Origin of the sequence: Shinella sp. NM-101, assembly GCF_021401195.1 — a bacterium.
In the GTDB taxonomy this organism is placed as follows: Bacteria; Pseudomonadota; Alphaproteobacteria; order Rhizobiales; family Rhizobiaceae; genus Shinella.
In genome coordinates this window covers 503,000-527,869 of sequence record NZ_JACBFT010000001.1, presented here as the reverse complement: position 1 = coordinate 527,869, position 24,870 = coordinate 503,000, and the positions used below count along the sequence as shown (strand labels likewise).

Annotated in this window: 19 protein-coding genes; 14 read left to right on the top strand and 5 right to left on the bottom strand. The window is 66.4% G+C overall.

All coding sequences use genetic code 11. The features are described from left to right. Window positions 1–2 precede the first annotated feature (2 nt). The 6 genes from murD (at window position 3) to aqpZ (ending at window position 6,975) form a co-directional block, all read left to right on the top strand. On the top strand, window positions 3–1,400 hold the full coding sequence (gene murD / locus L0976_RS02540) for a UDP-N-acetylmuramoyl-L-alanine--D-glutamate ligase (protein WP_234185959.1): 1,398 nt from the start codon (window positions 3–5) through the stop codon (window positions 1,398–1,400). A gap of 60 nt (window positions 1,401–1,460) precedes the next feature. Beyond that, a complete protein-coding gene (gene ftsW / locus L0976_RS02535) occupies window positions 1,461–2,615 on the top strand; it encodes a putative lipid II flippase FtsW (protein WP_203319325.1) in 1,155 nt (384 codons plus the stop codon). Window positions 2,616–2,624: 9 nt separating this feature from the next. Continuing rightward, window positions 2,625–3,746: an undecaprenyldiphospho-muramoylpentapeptide beta-N-acetylglucosaminyltransferase gene (gene murG, locus L0976_RS02530; protein ID WP_234185958.1), complete on the top strand. Its 1,122-nt coding sequence runs from the start codon at window positions 2,625–2,627 to the stop codon at window positions 3,744–3,746. Further along, complete coding sequence (murC, locus tag L0976_RS02525; protein ID WP_203319323.1) at window positions 3,743–5,158, top strand: UDP-N-acetylmuramate--L-alanine ligase; 1,416 nt, start codon at window positions 3,743–3,745, stop codon at window positions 5,156–5,158. The genes murG and murC overlap by 4 nt, the downstream gene beginning before the upstream one ends. Beyond that, a complete protein-coding gene (gene murB / locus L0976_RS02520) occupies window positions 5,155–6,129 on the top strand; it encodes a UDP-N-acetylmuramate dehydrogenase (RefSeq protein WP_234185957.1) in 975 nt (324 codons plus the stop codon). Before murC ends, murB begins: the two co-directional genes overlap by 4 nt. Before the next feature lie 159 nt (window positions 6,130–6,288). Next, window positions 6,289–6,975, top strand: coding sequence for an aquaporin Z (gene aqpZ, locus L0976_RS02515; RefSeq protein WP_234185956.1), 687 nt, complete (start codon window positions 6,289–6,291; stop codon window positions 6,973–6,975). A 67-nt stretch (window positions 6,976–7,042) separates the two neighbouring features. On the opposite strand, the gene L0976_RS02510 is transcribed toward aqpZ, so the two are convergent. Continuing rightward, window positions 7,043–8,347, bottom strand: a complete 1,305-nt coding sequence (locus L0976_RS02510; protein WP_234185955.1) for an MFS transporter — start codon at window positions 8,345–8,347, stop codon at window positions 7,043–7,045. Window positions 8,348–8,793: 446 nt separating this feature from the next. On the opposite strand from L0976_RS02510, the gene L0976_RS02505 reads away from it, so the two are divergent. From L0976_RS02505 to ligA, 8 genes are all read left to right on the top strand, one after another. Continuing rightward, window positions 8,794–9,720 carry a D-alanine--D-alanine ligase gene (locus L0976_RS02505; RefSeq protein ID WP_203319319.1) on the top strand — a complete coding sequence of 309 codons (927 nt, stop codon included), beginning with the start codon at window positions 8,794–8,796 and terminating at the stop codon, window positions 9,718–9,720. Continuing rightward, a complete protein-coding gene (locus tag L0976_RS02500) occupies window positions 9,708–10,628 on the top strand; it encodes a cell division protein FtsQ/DivIB (protein WP_304945038.1) in 921 nt (306 codons plus the stop codon). Before L0976_RS02505 ends, L0976_RS02500 begins: the two co-directional genes overlap by 13 nt. Continuing rightward, a complete protein-coding gene (ftsA, locus tag L0976_RS02495) occupies window positions 10,625–11,956 on the top strand; it encodes a cell division protein FtsA (protein WP_234185954.1) in 1,332 nt (443 codons plus the stop codon). The genes L0976_RS02500 and ftsA overlap by 4 nt, the downstream gene beginning before the upstream one ends. Before the next feature lie 96 nt (window positions 11,957–12,052). Beyond that, entirely contained in the window at window positions 12,053–13,816 is a 1,764-nt protein-coding gene (gene ftsZ, locus L0976_RS02490) for a cell division protein FtsZ (protein WP_234185953.1), read from the top strand. Window positions 13,817–14,148: 332 nt separating this feature from the next. Further along, complete coding sequence (gene lpxC / locus L0976_RS02485; protein ID WP_203319316.1) at window positions 14,149–15,108, top strand: UDP-3-O-acyl-N-acetylglucosamine deacetylase; 960 nt, start codon at window positions 14,149–14,151, stop codon at window positions 15,106–15,108. Between the two features lie 153 nt (window positions 15,109–15,261). Continuing rightward, a complete protein-coding gene (locus L0976_RS02480; RefSeq protein ID WP_234185952.1) occupies window positions 15,262–16,128 on the top strand; it encodes an outer membrane protein assembly factor BamD in 867 nt (288 codons plus the stop codon). Between the two features lie 20 nt (window positions 16,129–16,148). After that, on the top strand, window positions 16,149–17,819 hold the full coding sequence (gene recN / locus L0976_RS02475) for a DNA repair protein RecN (protein ID WP_234185951.1): 1,671 nt from the start codon (window positions 16,149–16,151) through the stop codon (window positions 17,817–17,819). A 444-nt stretch (window positions 17,820–18,263) separates the two neighbouring features. Then, a complete protein-coding gene (gene ligA / locus L0976_RS02470; RefSeq protein ID WP_234185950.1) occupies window positions 18,264–20,423 on the top strand; it encodes an NAD-dependent DNA ligase LigA in 2,160 nt (719 codons plus the stop codon). Here ligA and L0976_RS02465 read toward each other — a convergent pair. From L0976_RS02465 to L0976_RS02450, 4 genes are all read right to left on the bottom strand, one after another. Continuing rightward, entirely contained in the window at window positions 20,410–21,324 is a 915-nt protein-coding gene (locus tag L0976_RS02465) for a M23 family metallopeptidase (RefSeq protein WP_234185949.1), read from the bottom strand. The two genes, ligA and L0976_RS02465, sit on opposite strands and share 14 nt — an antisense overlap. A 131-nt stretch (window positions 21,325–21,455) precedes the next feature. Then, window positions 21,456–21,866: a TIGR02588 family protein gene (locus tag L0976_RS02460; protein ID WP_234185948.1), complete on the bottom strand. Its 411-nt coding sequence runs from the start codon at window positions 21,864–21,866 to the stop codon at window positions 21,456–21,458. A gap of 10 nt (window positions 21,867–21,876) precedes the next feature. Further along, window positions 21,877–22,722, bottom strand: a complete 846-nt coding sequence (locus L0976_RS02455) for a TIGR02587 family membrane protein (protein WP_234185947.1) — start codon at window positions 22,720–22,722, stop codon at window positions 21,877–21,879. 69 nt (window positions 22,723–22,791) lie between these two features. Continuing rightward, window positions 22,792–24,831, bottom strand: coding sequence for a DEAD/DEAH box helicase (locus L0976_RS02450; RefSeq protein WP_234185946.1), 2,040 nt, complete (start codon window positions 24,829–24,831; stop codon window positions 22,792–22,794). Window positions 24,832–24,870 lie beyond the last annotated feature (39 nt).

The following is a 24,870-nucleotide window of genomic DNA, read 5'->3' as shown; positions in this document are numbered from 1 at the left end:
CCATGATCCCCGTCACCACCTTCAAGGGAAAGTCGGTCGCGCTCTTCGGGCTCGGCGGCTCGGGCCTTGCGACGGCGCTGGCGCTGGCCGCCGGCGGCGGCGACGTGACCGCATGGGACGACAATCCGGCAAGCGTCGAGAACGCTGCCGCCGCCGGCATCCGCACCGCGGACCTGCGCACGCTCGACTGGAAGGCCATCGCCGCGCTGGTGCTGTCGCCCGGCGTGCCGCTCACCCATCCCAAGCCGCACTGGAGCGCCGACCTCGCGCGCGCCGCAGGCGCCGAGATCGTCGGCGACGTCGAGCTCTTCGTGCGCGAGCGCCGGGCCCATGCGCCCGATTGCCCCTTCATCGCCATCACCGGCACCAACGGCAAGTCGACCACCACCGCGCTGATCGCCCATATCCTTCGGGCGAGCCGCCGCGACACGCAGCTCGGCGGCAATATCGGCACGGCCGTGCTGACGCTCGATCCGCCGAAGGCCGGCCGCTTCTACGTGGTCGAGTGCTCGTCCTACCAGATCGACCTCGCGCCGACGCTGAACCCCTCCGCCGGCATCCTGCTGAACCTGACGCCCGACCATCTCGACCGCCACGGCACGATGCAGCACTATGCCGAGGTCAAGGAACGGCTCGTCGCCGGCAGCCGCACCGCCATCGTCGGCACCGACGATACGTTCTGCGAGATGATCGCCGACCGTATCGAGCGCGCCGGTACGAAGGTCGTGCGCATCTCCAGGCGCAACGTGCTCGCCGACGGCATCTACGCCGAAGGCCCGCGGCTGATCCGGGCCGAGGGTGGCGCGACGCGCGCGATCGCCGATCTTTCGGCCATCCAGACGCTGCGCGGCAGCCATAACGCGCAGAATGCGGCGGCGGCCATTGCGGCCTGCCTTGCGGTCGGCGTCAGCGAAGCGGAAATCCGCGCCGGCCTTGCCTCGTTCCCCGGGCTGAAACACCGCATGCAGCCGGTCGGCCGCAAGGGCGACGCGCTCTTCGTCAACGATTCCAAGGCGACGAATGCCGAAGCGGCGGCGCCGGCACTGTCGAGCTTCGAGCGCATCTACTGGATCGCCGGCGGCGTGCCGAAGGAGGGAGGTATCTCCACCCTCGGCGGCTTCTTCCCGAAGATCGCCAAGGCCTACCTCATCGGCGAGGCGGCGCCGGCCTTTGCCGCCACGCTCGGCGAGGCGGTGCCCTTCGAGATCGCGGGCACGCTGGAACGGGCGGTGGCCGATGCTGCGGCGGATGCCGAAAAGGATGGAAACGGCCCCGTCGCGGTCCTCCTATCCCCGGCTTGCGCAAGCTTCGACCAGTATAAGAACTTCGAAGTCAGGGGCGACGCCTTCGTGAAACACGTCGCGGCGCTGCCTGGCGTGTCCATGCTGGTCGAGGTTTAGCGATGGTATCGGGGGCTTCAACCGCCACGTCCCGCAACCGCTTAGCGAAGGAACGGAAAAATGGTTAGTCGAGCCGAACGTGGTGCACTGGCGGACTGGTTCTGGACGATAGACCGGTTCTTCCTGGCGGCCTTCATCCTCCTGATGGGCCTCGGTTTCATGCTGTCCTTCGCGGCAAGCCCCGCGGTGGCCGAGCGCATCGGCCTCGACAGCTTCCACTTCGTGCGGCGTCACGCCTTCTTCCTCGTGCCGGCCATCGCCATCATGCTCGGCATCTCGTTCATGTCGCCCCGGCAGGTGCGCCGGGCGGCGATGATCCTGCTGATCGTCTCGCTTGCGGCCATGGTGCTGGCGCTGTTCTTCGGCGTCGAGGTCAAGGGCTCGCGGCGCTGGATCTCCATCGGCAGCCTTTCCATCCAGCCGTCTGAATTCATGAAGCCGGCCTTCGTGGTGATCTGCGCCTGGCTCTTCGCCGAACATGCCCGCCAGCCGGAAATCCCCGGCAACCTCTTCGCCATCATCCTCTTCGGCATCGTCGCGGCGCTGCTCGTCGCCCAGCCGGACCTTGGCCAGACGATCCTGACCGCCGCCGTCTGGGGCGGGATGTTCTTCATGGCCGGCATGCCGTGGCTGTGGATCATCGTGCTCGGCGGCGCAGCGGTCGGCGGACTGCTGACGGCCTATACGTTCCTGCCGCACGTTGCGGGCCGTATCGACAAGTTCATGACCGGCGAGGGCGACACGTTCCAGATGGACACGGCGCGGGAAGCCATCATCCGCGGCGACTGGTTCGGCCAGGGGCCGGGCGAGGGCATCGTCAAGCGCATCATCCCGGACAGCCATACCGACTTCATCTTCTCGGTCGCCGCCGAGGAGTTCGGCATCGTCTTTTGCATGGTCATCGTGCTGATCTTCGCCTTCGTGGTGCTGCGCGGCCTCAATCATGCCTTCAAGGAGCGCAACGATTTCACGCGCTTTGCCGTTGCCGGCCTCGTGCTGCAGATCGGCATCCAGTCGATGATCAATATCGGCGTGAATCTCGAATTGCTGCCGGCCAAGGGCATGACGCTGCCGCTGATCTCCTATGGCGGCTCGTCGATGATCGCGATCTGCGTGACGGCCGGCTTCATCCTGGCGCTCACCCGTCACCGGCCGGAAAAGCGCGCCTCCGAGCGCAGCCTCTTCCGTGGCGGCATCGTGGCGGCCGCCGAGTAAGGGTTTTACATGGACAAGGGCATCGTTCTCCTCGCCGCCGGGGGCACCGGCGGCCATCTCTTTCCGGCAGAGGCGCTGGCGCACGAGCTGAAGGCCGGCGGCTGGTCGGTCCACCTCGTCACCGACAGCAGGGCCGAGCGCTTCGCCGGCAGGTTCCCGGCGGACGAGATCCATGTCGTGCCCTCCGCCACCATCGGCTCGAAGAACCCGGTCAGCGTCGTCCGCTCGCTTCTGACGCTGTGGAAGGGCATCCGCGCCGCGCGCAGGCTGATGGCGCGGCTGCGGCCGAAGGTCGTCGTCGGCTTCGGCGGCTATCCCACCCTGCCGCCGCTGCTTGCCGCCACGGGCATGGGCATTCCCTCGATGATCCACGAGCAGAACGCCGTGATGGGCCGCGCCAACAAGGCGCTCGCCGCGCGCGTCAAGGCTATCGCCGGCGGCTTCCTGCCGGAGACCGGCGGTTCCTATGCCGACAAGACCGTGACGACGGGCAACCCGGTGCGTCCCGCCGTCCTGGACGCTGCCGCAGACCCCTACGAAGCCTCGGCGCACGGCGAATTCCGCCTCGTCGTCTTCGGCGGCAGCCAGGGGGCGCAGTTCTTTTCCAAGGCCATCCCCTCGGCGATCGCCGCGCTCGAGCCGCAAGACCGGGCGCGGCTGAGGATCACCCAGCAGGCGCGGCCGGAAGACCGCGACGAGGTGGTGCGAAGCTATGCCGATCTCGGCATTCCCGCCGATGTGTCGCCCTTCTTCACCGACATGGCCGCGCGCATCGGCCATGCCCATCTCGTCATCAGCCGCTCGGGCGCCTCGACGGTCTCGGAACTTTCCGTCATCGGCCGTCCGTCCATCCTCGTGCCGTATCCCCATGCGCTCGATCACGACCAGGCGGCCAATGCCGCGGCGCTTGCCGCGGCTGGCGGGGCGAAGGTGATCGTCCAGTCCGAACTTTCCACCGAGCGCCTTGCCGGCATCGTTTCCAGGGCCATGCGCGATCCCTCGGGCATGGCCGCCATGGCCGCGAATGCCAGAAAGGCGGGCAAACCGGACGCCGCGCGCTTGCTAGCCTCGATGGTTGAGGCTATTGCGGGCGGCAGGACGATCGCGCAATTCAAGGGAGAACGGCCATGAAGATGCCGCAGAGCATAGGGCTCGTTCATTTCATCGGCATCGGTGGCATCGGCATGAGCGGCATCGCCGAGGTGCTGCACAATCTCGGCCACCGCGTGCAGGGCTCCGACCAGGCGGACAGCGCCAACGTGCAGCGCCTGCGCGACAAGGGCATCGACGTCTTCGTCGGCCACAAGGCGGAAAACCTCGGCGAGGCGGAAGTCGTCGTCGTCTCCACCGCCATCAGGAAGAACAATCCGGAACTGATCGCGGCGCGCGAGAAGCTGCTGCCGGTCGTGCGCCGGGCGGAAATGCTCGCCGAGCTGATGCGTTTCCGCAATGCCATCGCCATCGGCGGCACGCACGGCAAGACGACGACGACCTCGATGGTCGCCGCCCTGCTCGATGCCGGCGGGCTGGACCCGACGGTCATCAACGGCGGCATCATCAATGCCTATGGCACCAACGCCCGCATGGGCGAGGGCGAGTGGATGGTGGTGGAGGCCGACGAATCGGACGGCACCTTCCTCAAGCTGCCGGCGGATGTCGCCATCGTCACCAATATCGACCCGGAACATCTCGACCATTACGGCAATTTCGATGCCGTGCGCGCGGCCTTCCGCCAGTTCGTCGAGAACGTGCCGTTCTACGGCTTCGGCGTCATGTGCCTCGACCATCCCGAAGTGCAGTCGATGGTCAGCCGCATCGAGGACCGCAAGGTCATCACCTATGGCGAGAACCCGCAGGCGGACGTGCGCTTTTCCAATATCCGCATGGACGGCGCGACCTCCGTCTTCGACGTGGAGATCCGCCGCCGCCGCACCGGCCAGGTGATCTCGCTGAAGGACCTGCGCCTGCCGATGCCGGGCCGCCACAACGTTTCCAACGCCACGGCGGCCATCGCCGTCGCCCAGCGCCTCGGCATTGCGCCCGAGGCGATCGCCAGGGGGCTGGCGGGCTTCGGGGGCGTCAAGCGCCGCTTCACCTTCACCGGAAGCTGGAACGGCGTGAACGTCTATGACGACTACGGCCACCACCCGGTGGAGATCAAGGCCGTGCTGCGCGCCGCGCGCGAAGCGTGCTCCGGCCGCATCATCGCCGTGCACCAGCCGCACCGCTACAGCCGCGTGGCGAGCCTCTTCGAGGAGTTCGCCGGCTGCTTCAACGACGCCGACACGGTCATGATCGCGCCGGTCTACGCGGCTGGCGAGGACCCGATCGAGGGCGTCTCGTCGGAAGAGATGGTTTCCCGCATCAAGTCCGCCGGACACCGCGATGCGCGGTTCCTCGCCTCGCCGGAGGCGCTGGCGTCCATCGTGGCCGGCATTGCAAAGCCGGGCGACTTTGTGGTTCTCTTGGGGGCTGGAAACATCACGTACTGGGCGCAGACGCTGCCCAAGGAACTGACAGGCATTTCGGGTGAGGTGGCATGAGGACGGTTGACGGTGCGAAACTACTGGCGTCGCTGGGCGAAGGGATCAAGGAGGTCCGCGGCCGACTGACGCCGGATGCGCCGATGGACCGCGTGACCTGGTTCCGCGCCGGCGGCCTTGCCGAACTGATGTTCCATCCGCACGACGTCGAGGACCTCGTCACCTTCCTCAAGCTGCTGCCGGAAGAGGTGCCGCTGACGGTGACGGGCGTCGGCTCGAACCTCCTGGTGCGCGACGGCGGCATTCCGGGCGTCGTGATCCGCCTTTCGGCCAAGGGCTTCGGCGATGTCGAGCTTGCCGGCGAGAACCGCATCAAGGCGGGCGGCATCTGCCCGGACAAGAACATCGCCGCCATGGCGCTCGACCACGGCATTGCCGGCTTCGAGTTCTACTACGGCATTCCCGGCTCCATCGGTGGCGCGCTGCGCATGAATGCCGGCGCCAATGGCGGGGAGACGAAGGACCTCGTCGTCGAGGTCCATGCCGTCGACCGCAAGGGCGACAGGCATGTGCTCTCCAATGCCGACATGGGCTATACCTATCGTCATTCCGCCGCGCCCGGCGGCCTCATCTTCACCCATGCCGTCTTCGAAGGACGGGCGGGCGACAAGGACGAGATTCGCGCGAAGATGGACGCCGTGCGCCAGCACCGCGAGACGGTGCAGCCGATCCGCGAGAAGACCGGCGGCTCGACGTTCAAGAATCCCGAAGGGCATTCCGCCTGGAAGCTGATCGACGAGGCGGGCTGCCGCGGCCTGATGATCGGCGGCGCGCAGATGTCGCCCATGCATTGCAACTTCATGATCAATACGGGGCAGGCGACTGGCTACGAGCTGGAATATCTCGGCGAGACCGTGCGCAGCCGCGTGCTGGAGCATTCCGGTATCGTGCTGCAATGGGAGATCAAGCGTGTCGGCAATTTCATGCCGGGCTACGAGGTCAAGGAATTCCTGGGCCGGGCGACGGCCTGACCTCCTCCACGATCGAGAGGGATTCGCGCGCTCGCAGTTAGATGCGCGGGTCCTGTTTTTCGTTCAGCTTATATTCAGCAAGGTTTAGCGAATGCTACTCCCGGTCGCGCGCTGGTTGCGCGATGAGGTTCCGTGCGGGACCCGGATCAGGGGGCATTCATGTTCAAGAGACTTTCTGCCGAATTGCTCGGCACATTCTGGCTCGTCTTCGGCGGCTGCGGCAGTGCCGTGCTTGCAGCCGCATTTCCCGGCCTCGGCATTGGCTTCGTCGGTGTCGCCTTCGCCTTCGGCCTCACGGTGCTGACGATGGCCTATGCTGTCGGGGGCATTTCCGGCGGCCACTTCAACCCGGCCGTCTCCGTCGGGCTGACGGTTGCCGGCAAGTTTCCGGCTTCCAGCCTTGTCCCGTATATCGTGGCGCAGGTCGTCGGTGCGGTTGCCGCCGCCGCGGTGCTCTATCTCATCGCCTCCGGCAAGGCCGGCTTCGAGGCGGGCGGCTTTGCCTCGAACGGCTATGGCGAGCTTTCGCCCGGCGGCTATTCGCTGGCGGCGGCGCTCGTTGCCGAGGTGGTGCTGACGGCGTTCTTCCTCATCATCATCCTCGGCTCGACGCATGGGCGTGCGCCGGCGGGCTTCGCGCCGATCGCCATCGGCCTCGGCCTGACGCTCATCCACCTCGTCTCGATCCCGGTGACGAACACGTCGGTGAACCCGGCCCGCTCGACGGGGGTGGCGTTGTTTGCCGAGACGGCCGCGCTGCCGCAGCTCTGGCTGTTCTGGATCGCGCCGATCCTCGGCGCCGTCATCGGCGGGATCGTCTGGAAGGTCGTCGGCGAAAGCGATTGACGGCAGGCAAAAAGAAACCCGCCGCGGCGACGCGGCGGGTTTTTTCGTTCGGGCCTTCCTTGAAGGCTCAGACCTCTTCCTTGCCCGACAGCAGGATGCAGGTCAGCGTGATGACGGCTGAAAGGCCGAGATAGTAGCCGACATAGGCCATGCCGTAGTTCGCCTGCAGCCAAGTGGCGATATAGGGCGCGAGCGAGGCGCCGAAGATGCCGGCGAAGTTGAAGGTGATCGACGCGCCCGTGTAGCGCACCTTCGTGGGGAAGGGCGCGGCGAGGGCCGTGCCGATCAGGCCGTAGGTCATGCCCATGAGCGCCATCGCGACGATGGCGAACACGACGATGCCGGCCTCGCCGCCGGTCATCAGGCCCGGCAGGAAGAACGAGAAGATTCCGATCAGCACCGTGGTGGCGATCAGGACCTCGCGACGGCCAAGCCGTTCGGCGAGCTTGCCGGCGATCGGGATGAAGATGCCGAAGAGCACCGATCCCAGGATCTGGATTTCCAGCGCCTCGACGAAGGGCAGGTTGAGGACCTTGACGTTGTAGGACAACAGGTAGGCCGAGCCGATATAGAACAGCACGAAGGTGGCGAGCGCCACGAAGGTGCCGAGCACGAGGCTGCGCTTGTAGCCGCGGAAGAGCTCGACGACCGGCACTTCCACGCGTTCCTGCTTCTCGATGGCCTTCTGGAAGGCCGGCGTCTCGGTGATGGAGAGGCGCACCCACAGGCCGACGACGATGAGCACGATGGACGCGACGAAGGGAATGCGCCAGCCCCAGGCGAGCAGCGCGTCCTGCGACATGAAGTGCAGCAGCAGCCAGAAGATGCCGGAGGAGAGGAAGAGGCCGACGGGCGCGCCGAGCTGCGGGAACATGCCGTACCAGCTCCGCTTGCCGGGAGGCGCGTTTTCCGTCGCCAGCAGCACAGCGCCGCCCCATTCGCCGCCGAGGCCGAAGCCCTGGCCGAACCGGCACAGCGCCAGCAGCAGCGGCGCGGCGACGCCGATCGATTCATAGGAGGGCAGGAGGCCGATGATCACGGTCGAGATGCCCATGGTCAAAAGCGCGGCGACGAGGGTCGTCTTGCGGCCGATGCGGTCGCCGTAGTGCCCGAAGACGATGGCGCCGAGCGGACGGGCGAAGAACGCGATGGAGAAGGTCGCGAAGGAGGCGAGGAGGGCGGTCGTCGGATCGCTGTTCGGGAAGAACAGCGCCGGGAAGACCAGCACGGCGGCGGTGGCGTAAACGTAGAAATCGAAGAATTCGATGGTCGTTCCGACCAGGCTTGCAAAAAGAACGCGCGCCGGGGAATTGAGCCCGGCGCGGTTGGAATGCGCTGCGGTCGGCGACCCGGAAGAGAGCGTCTCACTCATCGGGGGTGCCTTTTCTTGATGTTTCTTCTTGCCGTCTCGGGAGGCAGCAGGCGGGTCTCTTACTCCAACCGCACGGTCAATGAAACAATAAAAGTACTCGAATCGGCGTTAAATCGTACTTTTCGTTCTCCGCCGGCCTGCCGGCATTTGCGAACGCTTCGCGGCCCGCCCGGGCATCCGCGCATGGCGCGATCGATGCATCGCGATTTCGCCGGTTCCTCTTGCGCCGGCCGCAACTCTCTGATTCCAGGGAGAGAATCGAAGTGTCTCATGATTCGGGGCGAGGAAAATTTGTCTCGCGACGCGTCAGGTTAACGAAAGTAAACGCTTCATTAACCTTAATGCCGCTCTAGTGGTCCCATCTCGCTCGCCGAGTCGGACCGATAGGCAAAATCAGGTCCGCACAAGCGACGAAGGGCAGGATGCGGAATTCAGTAGAGGGTTCTATGAGCGTGAAGCATGTCGCGGTGCTGATGGGTGGTTTTTCGTCGGAACGGCCGGTGAGCCTTTCGTCGGGGAACGCTTGCGCCGATGCGCTCGAGGCCGAGGGCTACAGGATCACGCGCGTCGATGTCGGCCATGACGTTGCGAGCGTGCTCTCCGACCTGAAGCCGGATGTCGCCTTCAACGCGCTGCACGGACCCTTCGGCGAGGACGGCACCATCCAGGGCATCCTCGAATATCTGGAAATCCCCTATACCCATTCCGGCGTGCTCGCCTCCGCGCTCGCCATGGACAAGGCGCAGGCGAAGATCGTCGCCAAGGCCGCCGGCATTCCCGTTGCCGAGCAGCGCCTGATGAACCGATTCGACTTCACCGCCGCCCATCCGATGAAGCCACCCTATGTGGTCAAGCCCGTGCGCGAGGGGTCTTCCTTCGGCGTGGTCATGGTCAAGGAAGACCAGTCGCATCCGCCGCAGATCATCACCTCCGCGGAATGGCGCTATGGCGACAGCGTCATGGTGGAGCGCTACGTCTACGGCCGGGAACTGACCTGCGGCGTCATGGGCGACGTGGCGCTCGGCGTCACCGAGGTCATTCCGCAAGGCCATGCCTTCTACGATTACGATTCAAAATATGTGAAAGGTGGCTCGCAGCACGTCATCCCGGCGCAGATTTCACCGAATATTTACCAAAAAGTACAAACACTCGCACTCAAGGCGCATCAAGCGATCGGGTGCCGTGGCGTCAGCCGTTCCGACTTCCGCTACGACGACCGTTTTTCCGAGAATGGCGAGCTCATCTGGCTGGAGATCAATACCCAGCCCGGCATGACCCCCACCTCCCTGGTGCCCGAAATGGCCGTTCATGCCGGCCATTCGTTTGGTGAGTTCTTGAAGTGGATGGTGGAGGACGCGTCGTGCGTGCGTTGAGCGTCAAGAAGATGAGGGGGCGTCCCGCCGGGCCTTACGAGCCGGAAGCCGGCCGCGTGCTGCCGCGTCCGCTGCGCCGGCTGGTGCGTTTCCTCGTGAGCCTTGCCGCCGGCCGCATCCATATCCCGCGCCATGCCGGCAGCGTCGCGACGGCGCTGTTCTTCGGCGCGACGGGCCTTTACGGCATGTCGCTCGGCGGCCATTCGCAGGATTTCGCCCAGGTTTCCACGACCGCCATCGGCTTTGCCATCGAGGACGTGAAGGTTTCCGGCAACCGGGAGACGTCGGAGATCGACATTCTGGAGCGCCTCGGCCTCGACGGCACGACCTCGCTGGTCGCGCTCGACGTCAAGGAAGCGCGCGCAAAACTCACCGAGCTGCCCTGGGTGCAGGACGTTTCCGTCCGCAAGGTCTATCCGGGCACGATCGAGATCGCGCTCAAGGAGCGCGAGGCCTTCGCGATCTGGCAGCACGGCAACGACCTGTCGCTGATCGAAAAGAGCGGCAGCGTGATCGCGCCGCTGCGCGACAACAAGTTCTCCACGCTGCCGCTCTTCGTCGGGCGCGATGCGGAAACCGCCGCCGCCGGCTTTGCCGACGAGTTCGACAACTGGCCGGAGATCAAGGCGCGGGTGAAGGCCTATATCCGGGTCGCCGGCCGCCGCTGGGACCTGCGCCTCGACAACGGCATCGTCGTGAAACTGCCGGAGCACAACGTTCCGCGCGCCATGGACATGCTGGCGACGCTGGAGGCGCAGGAGGGGCTGCTGGAACGGGATATCGCCGCGGTCGACCTGCGGCTTGAGGACCGCACCACGGTGCGGCTCACGGAAGGGGCGCTGGAACGTCGCAACGCGGCGGTCGAGCAGAGGGCAAAGGACCTGAAGAAGGCAGCGAAGCGCACATGAGCATTTTCGGTTCGTCCCATTTCGGCCTGCCGCGCTTGAAGCCGCTTTCCTCCAAGCGGGCTCACGTCGTCTCGGTCCTCGACATCGGCTCCACCAAGGTCGTCTGCATGATCGGCCGGCTGACGCCGCGCGCCGAGAGCGAGATCCTTCCGGGCCGCACGCACAATGTCGAGATCATCGGCATCGGCCACCAGAAATCGCGCGGCGTGAAGAACGGCGTCATCACCGATCTCGACGCTGCCGAAAGCGTCGTGCGCCTTGCCGTCGATGCGGCCGAGCGCATGGCCGGCCTTACCATCGAAAGCCTGATCGTCAACGTTTCCGCGGGCCGCCTGCAGAGCGACGTCTACACCGCCACCATCGACCTCGGCGGACAGGAAGTCGATGCCAACGACCTGCGCAAGGTGCTCGCCGTCGCCGGCCATCAGTCGCTGCGCCAGGACCGCGCCATCCTCCACTCGCTGCCGACCGGCTTCTCGCTGGACGGCGAGCGCGGCATCCGCGATCCGCTCTCCATGTTCGGCGACGTCCTCGGCGTCGACATGCATGTGCTGACGGCCGAGCGCACCGCGCTGAAGAACCTGGAACTGTGCATCAACCGCGCGCACCTCTCGGTCGAGGGGATGGTGGCGACGCCCTATGCGAGCGGCCTTTCGGCGCTCGTCGACGACGAGGTCGAGCTCGGCTGCGCCTGCATCGACATGGGCGGCGGCACGACGACGATCTCGGTCTTCGCCGAAGGCAAGCTGGTGCATTCCGACGCGGTCTCGCTCGGTGGCCACCACGTCACGACGGACCTCGCGCGCGGCCTCTCGACCCGCATCGAGGATGCCGAACGCCTCAAGGTCGTGCACGGCTCGGCGCTGCCGAATGCCGGCGACGAGCGCGACATCATCACCGTCCCGCCGATCGGCGAGGACGACCGCGACCAGCCGACCCACGTGCCGCGCACGCTCATCTCGCGCATCGTGCGGGCAAGGATCGAGGAGACGCTCGAACTCATCCGCGACCGCATCCAGCGTTCCGGCTTCTCGCCGATCGTCGGCAAGCGGATCGTGCTGACGGGCGGCGCAAGCCAGCTCACGGGCCTGCCGGAAGCGGCGCGCCGCATCCTCGCCCGCAATGTCCGCATCGGCCGGCCGCTCGGCGTGTCCGGCCTGCCGACGGCGGCGAAGGGCCCGGCCTTTTCGACCGCGGTGGGCCTCATGATCTATCCGCAGGTCGCGGAATTGGAAGAACACGCTGTGCAGGGCGGCATGCTCTCGCAGCTCACGGGTGGCAACGGCCGCATAGCCCGCATGGGCCAGTGGCTGAAGGAAAGTTTCTGACGGGTTTTCCGGCGGCGTGCCGCCGGGAAAGACCGACAACGAGTATCGCGAATAGACCGGCTGGGCGAAGCGGCCGGAAACGAAAGGAACAACGCAATGACTATCAAGCTGCAGAAGCCGGACATCACTGAGCTGAAGCCCCGCATCACCGTCTTCGGTGTCGGCGGCGGCGGCGGCAATGCCGTCAATAACATGATCACCGCAGGCCTCGAAGGCGTCGACTTCGTCGTTGCCAACACGGACGCCCAGGCGCTTTCCATGACGAAGGCGACGCGGATCATCCAGATGGGTGTCCAGGTCACCGAAGGCCTCGGCGCAGGCTCGCAGCCGGAAGTCGGCCGCGCGGCCGCCGAAGAGTGCATCGACGAGATCATCGACCACCTCAACGGCACCCACATGTGCTTCGTCACCGCCGGCATGGGCGGCGGCACCGGCACGGGCGCAGCCCCGATCGTCGCCCAGGCGGCCCGCAACAAGGGCATCCTGACCGTCGGCGTCGTCACCAAGCCGTTCCACTTCGAAGGCGGCCGCCGCATGCGCCTTGCCGAAGAAGGCATACTGGAACTCCAGAAGTCGGTCGACACGCTGATCGTCATCCCGAACCAGAACCTCTTCCGCATCGCCAACGACAAGACCACCTTCGCCGACGCCTTCGCGATGGCCGACCAGGTGCTCTATTCGGGCGTCGCCTGCATCACCGACCTGATGGTCAAGGAAGGCCTCATCAACCTCGACTTCGCCGACGTCCGCTCGGTGATGCGCGAGATGGGCCGCGCCATGATGGGCACGGGCGAAGCCTCGGGCGAAGGCCGCGCAATGGCCGCAGCCGAAGCCGCCATCGCCAACCCGCTGCTCGACGAGACCTCGATGAAGGGCGCGCAGGGCCTGCTGATCTCCATCACCGGCGGCCGCGACCTCACCCTCTTCGAAGTCGACGAGGCTGCGACCCGCATCCGCGAGGAAGTCGATCCGGATGCCAACATCATCCTCGGCGCCACCTTCGACGAAGAGCTCGAAGGCCTCATCCGCGTCTCCGTCGTTGCCACCGGCATCGACCGTTCGGCCTCGGAGGTGGCCGGTCGTTCTGCTGACTTTCGCAGCCACAGCAAGCCGGTAGTCCGTCCCTCCGCCGCCATTCCTGCCCAGCAGCCGGTCCAGCCGGTCGCCGCTGCCCCGCAGCCGGTCGCCCAGCAGCAGCCCGTGATGCAGCACCAGCCGGTCATGCAGCAGCCGGTCGCCCCGCAGCCGGTCATCGACCCGATTGCCGAAGCGATCCGTGCTTCCGAGGAAAACCTCGAGCGGGAACTGGCCATTCCGGCAAGCCGTCCGGCACCGGTCCAGCAGGTCGCCGCGCATCATGAGGAGCCGCGCCTGCAGAACCGCATCTTCGCAGCGCCCGCCGAAGCGCCGGTCGTCCAGCGTTCGATCCCGGTCCAGCAGCCGGTTCAGCACGCTCCGGCCATGCAGCAGCGCGTCGAGCCTTCCGCTCCGATCATCCGCCAGGAACCGCAGGCGATGCGCATGCCGAAGATCGAGGACTTCCCGCCCGTCGTGCAGGCCGAGATCGACCATCGCGCCGGACAGCAGCCGTCCTCCGCGCATCAGGAAGAGCGTGGTCCGATGGGCCTGCTCAAGCGCCTGACTTCCTCGCTCGGCCGTCATGAGGAAACCCATGCGGCCCAGGAGCCGGCCGCGCCTGCCGCCCAGCAGCAGCGTCGTCCGCTCTCGGCCGAAGCCAGCCTCTACGCACCGCGCCGCGGCCAACTCGACGACCATGGCCGCGCCAATCCGCAGCCCCGTTCGCTGCACGAGGACGACCAGCTTGAAATCCCGGCGTTCCTTCGCCGGCAGTCCAACTGAGGCCGTAGGACGCGGTCCCTCGCAAGACGCCCGGATCCTCGATCCGGGCGTTTTTATTTCGTTTTGTTTTCAATGGCTTGTCGGCTGAAACAAGCGTAACAAAGCGAAAGAAACAGTGATTTGTCTGACGATGAGGGGCCTACTACATTCAGGCTGGGCAGAGGGGATAGTCAGGATTCGCGCAACGGCTTGCCGGAGCGCGGCACAACACTCCAGACGTTCCGGCACATCCTGTCGGCGGACGCGGCGCGCGTCCGGCGCATGGCTCCTTGAGCCGCAGAACAGACAATGTCGGCGCAGAATGAGCCGATAGTAAGATAAGGCGAATACAAATGACGATCGGTATGCTCGGTTTCCAGACGACGATTTCCAGCCCGGTGACGATTTCCGGGACGGGCGTCCATTCCGGCGCGGCCGTTTCGATCACCTTCAACCCGGCCGAGGCCGACAGCGGCGTCATCTTCCAGCGCCTGCACGACGACGGCACGGTCAGCGAATACCGCGCCGTCTCCTCGCAGGTTGGCAACACGGACCTGTGCACCGTTCTCGGCTTCTCCCCGGCAACGTCGATCGCCACGATCGAGCACGTCATGGCTGCGCTCTACGCGCTCGGCCTCGACAATGTGCTGATCGAAGTGCACGGCGCCGAAATGCCGATCATGGACGGCAGCTCCGCGCCCTTCATCGACGCCATCGACCAGGTGGGCCTCGTCGCGCTTTCCGTGAAGCGCCGCTACATCCGCATCGTCAAGCCGGTGCGGATCGAGGCCGGCGCCTCCTGGGCCGAGTTCCTGCCCTATGACGGCGGTACGCGATTCGAGGTCGAGATCGATTTCGACTGCCCGCTGATCGGCCGCCAGTCCTGGAAGGGCGACCTGACGCCCGCCGCCTTCCGCGGCGAGCTTTCGCGTGCCCGCACCTTCGGCTTCATGCGCGATGTCGAGCGGCTCTGGGCGTCCGGCCATGCGCTCGGCTCGTCGCTGGAGAATTCCGTCGTCATCTCCGATGACAACACCGTGATCAACGTCGAGGGCCTGCGCTACGCCAAGGACGAATTCGTCCGCCACAAGACGCTCGACGCCGTGGGCGACCTTGCGCTTGCCGGCGCGCAGTTCATCGGCTGCTACCGCTCCTATCGCGGCGGCCACAAGATGAACGCCCATGCGCTGCAGGCGCTGCTCAGCGACCGCACCGCCTATGAGGTGGTCGAATCCTCTTCGCCGCGCTCGCGTGCCGGCCAGCGCGAGCTGATCGCCGTCAACGCTCCGGAATTTGCGCCCTGGTCCCTGTGAACGGGGCCGGCCCGGCATAGCTCTCCCGGCACGATTGCCATAAAAATGCGTTAATGCGCCGGCATGGCGTTGCGATCTTCCGGTATTTGGAGATACAACGCGGGGCGCGCATGCGGCTCGTCCGCATCAAGTGCCGTTAACTGGGATTGTCACATGGTTGTTGCAGGGTCTGTTGGTGTGAAGAAGACGGCGCGCATTGTCTATCTTTCGCTTTTCGCTATGGCGTCTTCGGTCGTTCTTTCCGCTTGCCAGTCGGATCCGGACATCGACATCACGAAGCTCACGGGTGAAACCGAATCCGCCGACACGCTCTATAACCAGGGCCTGGCCAACCTCAATGCCGGCAAGGTGAGCGAGGCGGGCCGCAAGTTCGAGGCGGTCGACCGGCAGAACCCGTTCTCCGACCAGGCGCGCAAGTCGCTCGTCATGCTCGCCTTCACGAATTACCGCCAGGGCCGCAACGAGGAGGCTATCTCCGCCGGCAAGCGCTATCTTTCGCTCTATCCGGGATCGGAAGACGCCGCCTATGCGCAGTACATCGTCGGCCTTGCCTACTGGAAGCAGATCCCGAGCGTGACGCAGGACCAGCGCGCCTCGCAGCAGACCATCGAGGCGATGCAGGCCGTCATCGACAACTATCCGAACTCGGAATATGTCGAGGACGCACAGGCGAAGATCCGCTTTGCCCGCGACCAGCTCGCCGGCAAGGAAATGCAGGTGGGCCGCTACTACCTGGAGCGCAAGGAATATATCGCGGCGGCGACCCGCTTCCGCGTGGTCGTCGAGAAATATCCGATGACGAACCAGATCGAGGAGGCGCTGGCGCGTCTCGTCGAGACCTATTACGCCATGGGCGTCGACAGCGAGGCGCAGACGGCGGCCGCCGTCCTCGGCCACAACTACCCGGACAGCCAGTGGTACTCCGACAGCTACAAGCTTCTGCAGACCAAGGGTCTGGAGCCGCGTGAAAATTCCGGTTCCTGGATCGCCCGCGCCGGCAAGAAGCTGATCGGCGCCTGACGCAAGAGATATGACGCGATATGCTGGCGCAGCTATCGATCCGCGATATTGTCCTGATCGAACGGCTCGACCTCGCATTCGAGCCGGGTCTTTCGGTGCTGACGGGCGAAACGGGCGCCGGCAAGTCCATCCTCCTCGACAGTCTGTCGCTGGCGCTCGGCGGGCGCGGTGACGGTTCGCTCGTGCGCCACGGCATCGAGCGCGGCCAGGTGACGGCCGTCTTCGACGTGCCGATGGGCCATGCGGCGCGCGCGCTCCTGCGCGACAACGGCATCGACGACGACGGCGACCTCATCTTCCGCCGCCAGCAGTCCGCCGACGGCCGCACCAAGGCCTATGTCAACGACCAGCCGGTGTCCGTGCAGCTCATGCGGCAGGCCGGCCAGCTTCTCGTCGAGATCCACGGCCAGCACGACGACCGCGCGCTCGTGGATACCGACGCGCACCGCCTGCTGCTCGACGCGTTCGGCGGCCTTGCCGAGGCGGCCGGCGATGTCGGCGTGCTCTATCACCAGTGGAAGGATGCCGAGCGCACCCTGCGCCGCCACCGCGACAAGGTGGAGGCCGCGGCCCGCGAGGCGGATTACCTGCGGTCTTCCGTCGAGGAACTGGAAGCGCTTTCGCCGCAGGACGGCGAGGAGGATGCGCTGGCCGAGGTGCGCGCCCGCATGATGAAGGCCGAGCGCATCGCCGGCGACATCAACGAGGCGAGCGAGTTCCTGAACGGCAATGCCTCGCCCGTGCCGCTGATCGCCGCGCTCGTGCGCCGGCTGGAGCGCAAGAGCCACGAGGCGCCGGGGCTGCTGGAGGAAACGGTCGAACTGCTCGACCAGGCGCTGAACCAGCTTTCCGACGCGCAGATGGCCGTCGAGGCGGCGTTGCGCAAGACGGAATACGACCCGAAGGAACTGGAGCGCACGGAAGAGCGGCTGTTCGCGCTGCGCGCCGCCGCCCGCAAATATTCCGTGCCCGTTACCGGCCTCCCGGCGCTTGCGGCGAAGATGATCGCCGATCTTGCCGACCTCGATGCCGGCGAGGAGAAGCTGGTGCAGCTCGAAGCCCGCCTCGGCGAGATGCGCGCGGCCTATGCGCTCGCCGCCCGCTCGCTTTCCGAACGGCGGCACCATGCCGCCGATGCGCTCGCCGCCGCCGTGATGGCCGAGCTGCCGGCCCTCAAGCTGGAGCGCGCGCGCTTCACCGTCGAGATCGCCACCGATCCTGAAGGCGGGGTGGAGGAGGGGATCGACACGGTCGAGTTCCACGTCCAGACCAACCCCGGCACGCGTCCCGGCCCGATCATGAAGGTGGCGTCCGGCGGCGAGCTCTCGCGCTTCCTGCTGGCGCTGAAGGTCGCGCTTGCCGACCGCGGCTCGGCGCCGACGCTCGTCTTCGACGAGATCGACACCGGCGTCGGCGGCGCGGTGGCCGATGCCATCGGCCAGCGGCTGAAGCGGCTCTCCTCCACGGTGCAGGTGCTTTCCGTGACCCACGCTCCGCAGGTCGCCGCCCGCGCGGCGACGCATCTCCTCATCTCCAAGGGCCCGGTCGAGGGCAGCGAAACCGTCGCCACCCGCGTCGCCCGCATGGACGACGGCGCCCGCACGGAAGAGATCGCCCGCATGCTGGCCGGTGCTTCCGTGACCGACGAGGCGCGGGCGGCGGCGGCAAGGTTGCTGTCGGGCGGGGTGTAGTTTACCTGCCCCTATCCGCCTGCCGGTACCTTCTCCCCGCGGACGGGGTGAAGGTGTATGTGGCACAGTTTTCTTCATGCAGGGCAAGGCATCGCCGCGCTCCCTTCTCCCCTCGGGGAGAAGGTGCCGGCAGGCGGATGAGGGGGACGCCGGAAGCAGGAAAGCAAGATAGCTTATCAGCATACCCCCCTCGTCCGACCCTTCTGGTCACCTTCTCCCCGAGGGGACAGGGGAAAGCGGTGACGCTATAGGCCATGGCTTTGCTGCCGATGGGGAGAGGGACTTGCCACATGCGGCAATGAGGGAAGCGAAACGCAGCTACACCCTCCTTCTGCCCGTTTACGGGGACAAGGCCGCGGCAGCGGGATGAGGGGCGATCCGGCGCCTCGCATCTTTCCTTTCGTCAGCTTTGCTCTAAAACGACTCCCAAATCCGGAGCATGCCATGGCGAACGCGAAGACCCCCGTCGAGACCCTGACCGAAGAAGAAGCCGCAGCGGAGCTCGCCTATCTGGCGGCGGAGATCGCGCGGCATGACGAGCTCTACCACGGGCAGGACGCGCCGGAGATTTCGGACGCCGACTACGACGCGCTGAAGCGCCGCAACGAGGCGGTCGAGGCGCGCTTTCCCGCGCTCGTCCGCGACGACAGCCCGTCGCGCCGCGTCGGCTCCGCGCCGCTTGCGACCTTCGCACCGATCACCCATTCCCGCCCGATGCTCTCGCTCGACAACACGTTCTCCGATGAGGACGTGCGGGATTTCGTCGCCTCGGTCTACCGCTTCCTCGGCCGCCTGCCGGACGATTCGATCGCCTTCACCGCCGAGCCGAAGATCGACGGGCTGTCCATGTCGATCCGCTACGAGAACGGCCGCCTTGCGAGTGCCGCGACGCGCGGCGACGGCACGACGGGCGAGAACGTCACGGCCAATGTGCTGACCATCGCCGAAATCCCCAATCGCCTGCCGGCGGGCGCGCCTGATATCGTGGAGGTGCGCGGCGAGGTCTACATGGCCAAGAGCGACTTCCTCGCCCTCAACGAGAAGATGGCGGCCGAGGGCAAGCAGACCTACGTCAACCCGCGCAACACGGCCGCCGGCTCGCTCCGCCAGCTCGATGCATCGGTGACGGCGAGCCGCAAGCTGCGCTTCTTCGCCTATGCCTGGGGCGAGATGTCGGCAATGCCGGCGGACACGCAGTTCGGCATGATCGGCGTGCTGAAATCCTGGGGCTTCCCCGTCAATCCGATGACCGAGCGGCTGACCCGCGTCGACGACATCATCGCGCATTACCGCGAGATCGGCCTTGCCCGGCCGGACCTCGACTACGACATCGACGGCGTCGTCTACAAGGTGGACGAGCTCGCGCTGCAGGAGCGGCTCGGCTTCCGCTCCCGCTCGCCGCGCTGGGCGACGGCGCACAAGTTCCCGGCCGAGCAGGCCTTCACCACGGTCGAGAGGATCGACATCCAGGTCGGGCGCACCGGCGCGCTGACGCCGGTCGCGCGCCTTGCGCCCGTCACGGTCGGCGGCGTGGTCGTCACCAATGCGACTTTGCACAATGCCGACTATATCGAGGGCATCGGCAATAGCGGCGAGCGCATCCGTGAGGAGGGGCACGACATCCGCATCGGCGATACCGTCATCGTGCAGCGGGCCGGCGACGTCATCCCGCAGGTGCTCGACGTGGTGATGGAAAAGCGCCCGGCGGAGGCGCTGCCCTACGCGTTCCCGAAGACATGCCCGGTCTGCGGCAGCCATGCCGTGCGCGAGCGCCACGAAAAGACGGGGCGGCTCGATTCGGTCACCCGCTGCACCGGCGGCTTCGTTTGCCGCGCGCAGGCGGTGGAGCACCTCAAGCACTTCGTCTCGCGCAACGCCTTCGATATCGAGGGGCTGGGCGCAAAGCAGATCGATTTCTTCTTCGAGGCGGAAGACCCTTCGCTCACGATCCGCACCGCGCCCGACATCTTCACGCTGGAGAAGCGGCAGGCGAGCTCGCTGACCAAGCTGGAGAACATCGACGGCTTCGGCAAGGTGAGCGTGCGCAAGCTCTTCGACGCCATCGACGCCCGGCGATCCATCGCCCTCAACCGCTTCATCTATGCGCTCGGCATCCGCCATGTCGGCGAGACGAACGCCAAGCTGCTGGCGCGGGCCTACGGCACCTATGCCGCCTTCGAGGAGGCGATGAAGGCATCGGCGCCGCTTTCGGGCGAGGCGTGGAGCGAACTCAACAGCATCGACGGCATCGGCGAGGTCGTCGCCCGGGCCATCGTGGAATTCTACAAGGAGCCGCGTAATCTCGACGTGCTCGGCCGGCTTCTCCAGGAGGTGACGCCGCAGGCCGCCGAGGCGGTGGTCGCGACGTCGAGCCCGGTTGCCGGCAAGACGGTGGTCTTCACCGGCTCGCTGGAAAAGATGACGCGCGACGAGGCCAAGGCGATGGCCGAGCGGCTGGGAGCGAAGGTTGCCGGGTCCGTTTCCAAGAAGACGGATCTCGTGGTCGCGGGCCCCGGTGCGGGCTCGAAGCTCGACAAGGCGCGCGAATTCGGCGTCGAGGTGATCGACGAGGACGGCTGGTTCGATCGCATCAGGGGATCGTGACGGTCGAGCCGCGCACGAGGAAGCGGCCGTCGAAGGTCATCGGCACGCCCTGTCCGGTGGTGTAGTCGAGCGTGCCGCCGAGATAGGCGTGCATGTGCAGGTGCGGCTCGGAGGAGTTGCCGGAATTGCCGACGCGGCCGAGCGTTTCGCCCTTCATGACGATCTCGCCGCCCCTGACGGCGACCGATCCCTTCTGGAAATGCGCCAGCAGGATGCGGGCCGTTCCGCAGGCCAGGACGATGTGGTTTCCGGCCGGCGCGGCGGTGTTGGTTTCGGAGATGCGGTTGTCGTCGATGCCGTCATGGGTCGAGACGGCGACGCCCGTGCAGGGGCTCTTCACCTCCCGGCCATAGATGACGTAGCGCGTGAGGTCCTGCGGCATCAGCCCGCGCGCCCTTGCGCCGAAGCCGTTGAGCGCGACGATGTCGAGCGCGTAGCGCTGGCTCTGGTCGGCGTAGTGGGAATTGATTGCCGTCGCGCTGCCGCCCTGGCCGATGTAGTAGGTGCCGGCGGCGAAGGGAAAGGCGAGCTCCACGGCGGTTTCCTGGTAGCCGTAGCCGGAGAGCGCGCGGGTGGCGAGCGCGAGGAAGAACACCGCCATGGCCGCCGTCAGGCCGTGGGCGCGCATGACCGAGGCCGACGCGTTGCGGGGCCGGTCGCGCACCCGGGTGAAGGAGAGCATGGCAAGGGCGATGAAGACGACCGGAAGGACGACCGCGAGCGCGGAACTGATGAAATCCCAGCGCCCGACGACGGTAATGAAGGCGAAGTAGCACGCCCCGTAGAACACGCGCATGGCCCATCCGAGCCGGTCGGCCGGGCGCGGCAGCCACAGCCACATGAGGAAGAAAAGCGGGAGCAGGATCTGCGTCGTCACGAGGATGAGAAGGGGTATTTCCATGGTACGAACCTTGCGGGATCAGCCATGCCCTTTTCCCATCGCCGGACACGGACGTTGTGATCCTGCTCAATCCATGTCGGCGGGATTGGTTCCGATTTTCCGAATCCATGCGGCGGCTTGGCGGCGTTTTCTCATGGGTCGGTATAACCGCCCGCCCGGATGTCCACGATGCGGCCTGCGGGATCGTTTTCGAACAGGATGGCTCCCGTCGATTTCGATTCCGCCGCGACGTAATCGAAGATCACCTGGCTCTCCTCGATCACCCGCCCGCCTTCCGACAACCGCCCGACGACGGTGACGGCCGCGGCGGTGGTGGTCGCGATGTTGTAGATGTCGAAGGCGACGCGGTAGCCGGAACCGGTCCTGACCGTCGTCAGGAGAGTGATGGAAAGGTCGGGCGGCGTCGCCTGGCGGGTGAAGGCCTCCCAGCCGATCCAGCCCAGCATTGCCGCAACGAGGGCGGCGGAGAGAATCCCGGTCACCCATTCGATCCAGTGCGCGTCGTGGCGTTCCCGGTGGCGGCCGCTTCGGGATCGGGTCATGGCATTCTCCCTAGAGGATCAGGCGTGCGGCGGCGGCGCCGAGGGACGCGGGAAAGCCGAGCACGATCAAGGAGTGCAGCATCTCGGTCGCGGAACTGTCGCCGAAGCTCTCGAAGATCCAGAGCGCGAAGAGGCTGACGGAGAGGGCGACGATATAGCCGGGCAGCGTGAAGCGCACGAAGGCGTGCCACCAGGGCGTTTCCGGCTGGAGCTCGTGGCCGCCGATGAACGAGACCGCGTAGACGAAGCCGTGCATGAGGCCGATGGAGAGCAGGATGACGGCCATCGCGTGCCACGCCGTCATCTTGTAGGCGAGCACCATGATCTCCTCCGTCGGGGCGATGTTCAGGGAGACGAAGAGGGCGCCCGTCGCCATCAGCAGCAGCTCGGTGTGGTAGGGCGTTTCCCGCTCGTCGTCGTCCTGGCCCGTGCCCTGGCCGAGCTGGCTGCGTGCGAGCATCGCGCCGATGCTGGCGGGGACCGATTGCAGGGCGAGCTTGCCGGCGATCTCGCTTGCCGGCATGTCCCTGCCGACGATGCCGAGCGCGGCGAGCACCACCGCGCTGGTGAGGATGCCGATGCCATAGGCGATGGTCGCGTCGCGGAAGGCTTCCCTCCAGGTGAAGGTTTCCTCGAAGCCGATGCGGTGGGCGAGCAGGACGAGCAGGGGGATATTGACCAGAAGCAGCAGCAGCAGGCGCTCGCGGGCGATGTAGAAGCCGAGATACCACATCTCCATGGTCATCAGCATGGGCAGCGCCAGGAAGAGGGCGCCGGCGATGCCGCGGGCAAGGCCGGTCACGAAATCGCCGGCTTCGCCCTCTTCGGCTTCAACTGATGACGTCTGTTCCGGCATTGCAGATCCCCTCGCAAAAGCGCGAGGGTAACGCGGCGCAAAGTCCGAAGTTCCGCGCCGCGGGCGGAACTAGGAGCGCTCCGGCTTCCTCGCCTTCTGCTTCGGCGCGCCGTCCGGCCTGCCGGGCTTGTCGTCGCGCTTGCCCTTGAAGGGCTTGCCGCCGGCAAAGGGCTTGGCAGGCTTCTTGCCGCCGTCCTCGCGATCCTTCCAGTGCGGCTTTGCGCCCGCGCCTTCCGGCTTGTCGAACTCGCGCTTCTTCTCGAACCGGGGCTTCTTTTCGGTGGCGGCCTTGTCGTCGCGGTCCTTCCAGTGCGGCTTGGCGCCGGCACCCTCCGGCCTGTCGAACTCACGCTTCTTCTCGAAGCGCGGCTTCTTTTCGAATTCGCCCTTCGGCTTCCAGTCGGCGCGGCGTTCCGGGCGGTCGTAGCGCGGCGACTTCTCGCCGGGCGTGCGCTCATAGAACTGCGGCGTCAGGTCGGGCATGCCTTCCAGTACTTTCACGCTGATGCCGCGCTCCAGCATGCTGTTCGGGCCGAGCGCGCCGAGGAAGCCGTCGGAGGCATCGGCGGAGAGCTCCACATAGGTCTCTTCCGGCTGCATCTTGATCGCGCCGATCTCGTTCTTGGTGATGTTGCCGTTGCGGCAGAGCATGGGGATCAGCCAGCGCGGCTCGGCACGCTGCTTGCGGCCGACCGAAATGGAGATCCAGACGCTGGAAGCGAAGCTGTCGCGCGGGCGCTTGGTTTCGGCGGGAATGACGTCGTTGCCGCGCTCGCGCGGCTTGCGCTGTTCCAGCGAGACCTCGATCAGGTCCTCCGGCGCGGAACGGCCGGCCTTGAAGAAGCGCGCGACGGCGGCGGCGAGCTGGCGCGCGTCGAATGCCGCCAGCAGCGCCTCGACGGATGCTTCCTCGTCCTCGGCGATCCTGTCCGTGAGGGTCGGATCGGCAAGCAGGCGCTCGTCGTCGCGGCGCAGGATCTCCTCGACGGAAGGGGGCGTCGCCCAGTTCGCCTTGAGGTTGGCGATCTGCAGGAGACGCTCGGCCTTGCGGCGGGCATTCAGCGGCACGATGAGGGCGCTCACCCCTTTTCGACCGGCGCGGCCGGTGCGGCCCGAACGGTGCAGCAGGGTATCGGGATTGGTCGGCAGGTCGGCATGGACGACCAGTTCGAGGTTCGGCAGGTCGATGCCGCGGGCGGCGACGTCGGTGGCGATGCACACGCGGGCGCGGCCGTCGCGCATGGCCTGAAGGGCGTGGGTGCGCTCGTTCTGGCTGAGTTCGCCGGAAAGGGCGACGACGGAGAAGCCGCGGTTGTTGAAGCGGGCGGTCAGGTGGTTCACCGCCGCGCGCGTCGAGCAGAAGACGATGGCGTTCTGCGCATCGTAGTAGCGCAGCGTGTTGATGATGGCGTTTTCGCGGTCGGCCGGGGCGGTGAGCAGGGCACGATAGTCGATGTCGACGTGCTGTTCCTTCTCGGCGGCGGTCGATATGCGCGTCGCGTTGCGCTGGTAGTTCTTTGCGAGCGCGGCGATCTCCTTCGGCACGGTCGCCGAGAACATCAGCGTGCGGCGGTCCTCCGGCGCGGCTTCCAGGATGAACTCCAGGTCCTCGCGGAAGCCGAGGTCGAGCATCTCGTCGGCCTCGTCGAGCACGACGGCGCGGATGTCGGAAAGATCGAGGTTGCCCCGGGTGATGTGGTCGCGCAGGCGGCCCGGCGTGCCGACGATGATATGCGCGCCGCGCTCCAGTGCCCGCCGCTCGGTGCGCACGTCCATGCCGCCGACGCAGGAGCCGATGACGGCTCCGGTCATCTCGTAGAGCCATTCCAGCTCGCGCTTGACCTGCATGGCAAGTTCGCGCGTCGGTGCGATGACGAGGGCGAGCGGGCTTGCGGCGCGGCCGAAGCGGTCCTCCTCCCCAAGCAAAGTCGGGGCGAGGGCGAGGCCGAAGGCGACGGTCTTGCCGGAGCCGGTCTGCGCGGAGACCAGCGCGTCGGCATCGCCGATCTTCGGATCGGAGACGGCGACCTGCACCGGCGTCAAGGTGGTGTAGCCGCGTTTTTCCAACGCCTTTGCCATCGCCGGAGCGAGGCCTTCAAAACTCGTCATATGGGGTCTTTCGGAATTCGGGTTCCGCGGCGATCTGGC

What these genes read in the sequence shown, in the direction of transcription:
- lpxC (WP_203319316.1), top strand. Translation starts at nt 14,149, where the DNA reads ATGACGATCGGTATGCTCGGTTTCCAGACGACGATTTCCAGCCCGGTG.
- ftsZ (WP_234185953.1), top strand. Translation starts at nt 12,053, where the DNA reads ATGACTATCAAGCTGCAGAAGCCGGACATCACTGAGCTGAAGCCCCGC.
- L0976_RS02480 (WP_234185952.1), top strand. Translation starts at nt 15,262, where the DNA reads ATGGTTGTTGCAGGGTCTGTTGGTGTGAAGAAGACGGCGCGCATTGTC.
- L0976_RS02455 (WP_234185947.1), bottom strand. Translation starts at nt 22,722, where the DNA reads ATGCCGGAACAGACGTCATCAGTTGAAGCCGAAGAGGGCGAAGCCGGC.
- L0976_RS02510 (WP_234185955.1), bottom strand. Translation starts at nt 8,347, where the DNA reads ATGAGTGAGACGCTCTCTTCCGGGTCGCCGACCGCAGCGCATTCCAAC.
- murC (WP_203319323.1), top strand. Translation starts at nt 3,743, where the DNA reads ATGAAGATGCCGCAGAGCATAGGGCTCGTTCATTTCATCGGCATCGGT.
- murG (WP_234185958.1), top strand. Translation starts at nt 2,625, where the DNA reads ATGGACAAGGGCATCGTTCTCCTCGCCGCCGGGGGCACCGGCGGCCAT.
- L0976_RS02465 (WP_234185949.1), bottom strand. Translation starts at nt 21,324, where the DNA reads ATGGAAATACCCCTTCTCATCCTCGTGACGACGCAGATCCTGCTCCCG.
- murD (WP_234185959.1), top strand. Translation starts at nt 3, where the DNA reads ATGATCCCCGTCACCACCTTCAAGGGAAAGTCGGTCGCGCTCTTCGGG.
- recN (WP_234185951.1), top strand. Translation starts at nt 16,149, where the DNA reads ATGCTGGCGCAGCTATCGATCCGCGATATTGTCCTGATCGAACGGCTC.
- murB (WP_234185957.1), top strand. Translation starts at nt 5,155, where the DNA reads ATGAGGACGGTTGACGGTGCGAAACTACTGGCGTCGCTGGGCGAAGGG.
- L0976_RS02460 (WP_234185948.1), bottom strand. Translation starts at nt 21,866, where the DNA reads ATGACCCGATCCCGAAGCGGCCGCCACCGGGAACGCCACGACGCGCAC.
- ftsA (WP_234185954.1), top strand. Translation starts at nt 10,625, where the DNA reads ATGAGCATTTTCGGTTCGTCCCATTTCGGCCTGCCGCGCTTGAAGCCG.
- L0976_RS02450 (WP_234185946.1), bottom strand. Translation starts at nt 24,831, where the DNA reads ATGACGAGTTTTGAAGGCCTCGCTCCGGCGATGGCAAAGGCGTTGGAA.
- ligA (WP_234185950.1), top strand. Translation starts at nt 18,264, where the DNA reads ATGGCGAACGCGAAGACCCCCGTCGAGACCCTGACCGAAGAAGAAGCC.
- aqpZ (WP_234185956.1), top strand. Translation starts at nt 6,289, where the DNA reads ATGTTCAAGAGACTTTCTGCCGAATTGCTCGGCACATTCTGGCTCGTC.
- ftsW (WP_203319325.1), top strand. Translation starts at nt 1,461, where the DNA reads ATGGTTAGTCGAGCCGAACGTGGTGCACTGGCGGACTGGTTCTGGACG.
- L0976_RS02505 (WP_203319319.1), top strand. Translation starts at nt 8,794, where the DNA reads ATGAGCGTGAAGCATGTCGCGGTGCTGATGGGTGGTTTTTCGTCGGAA.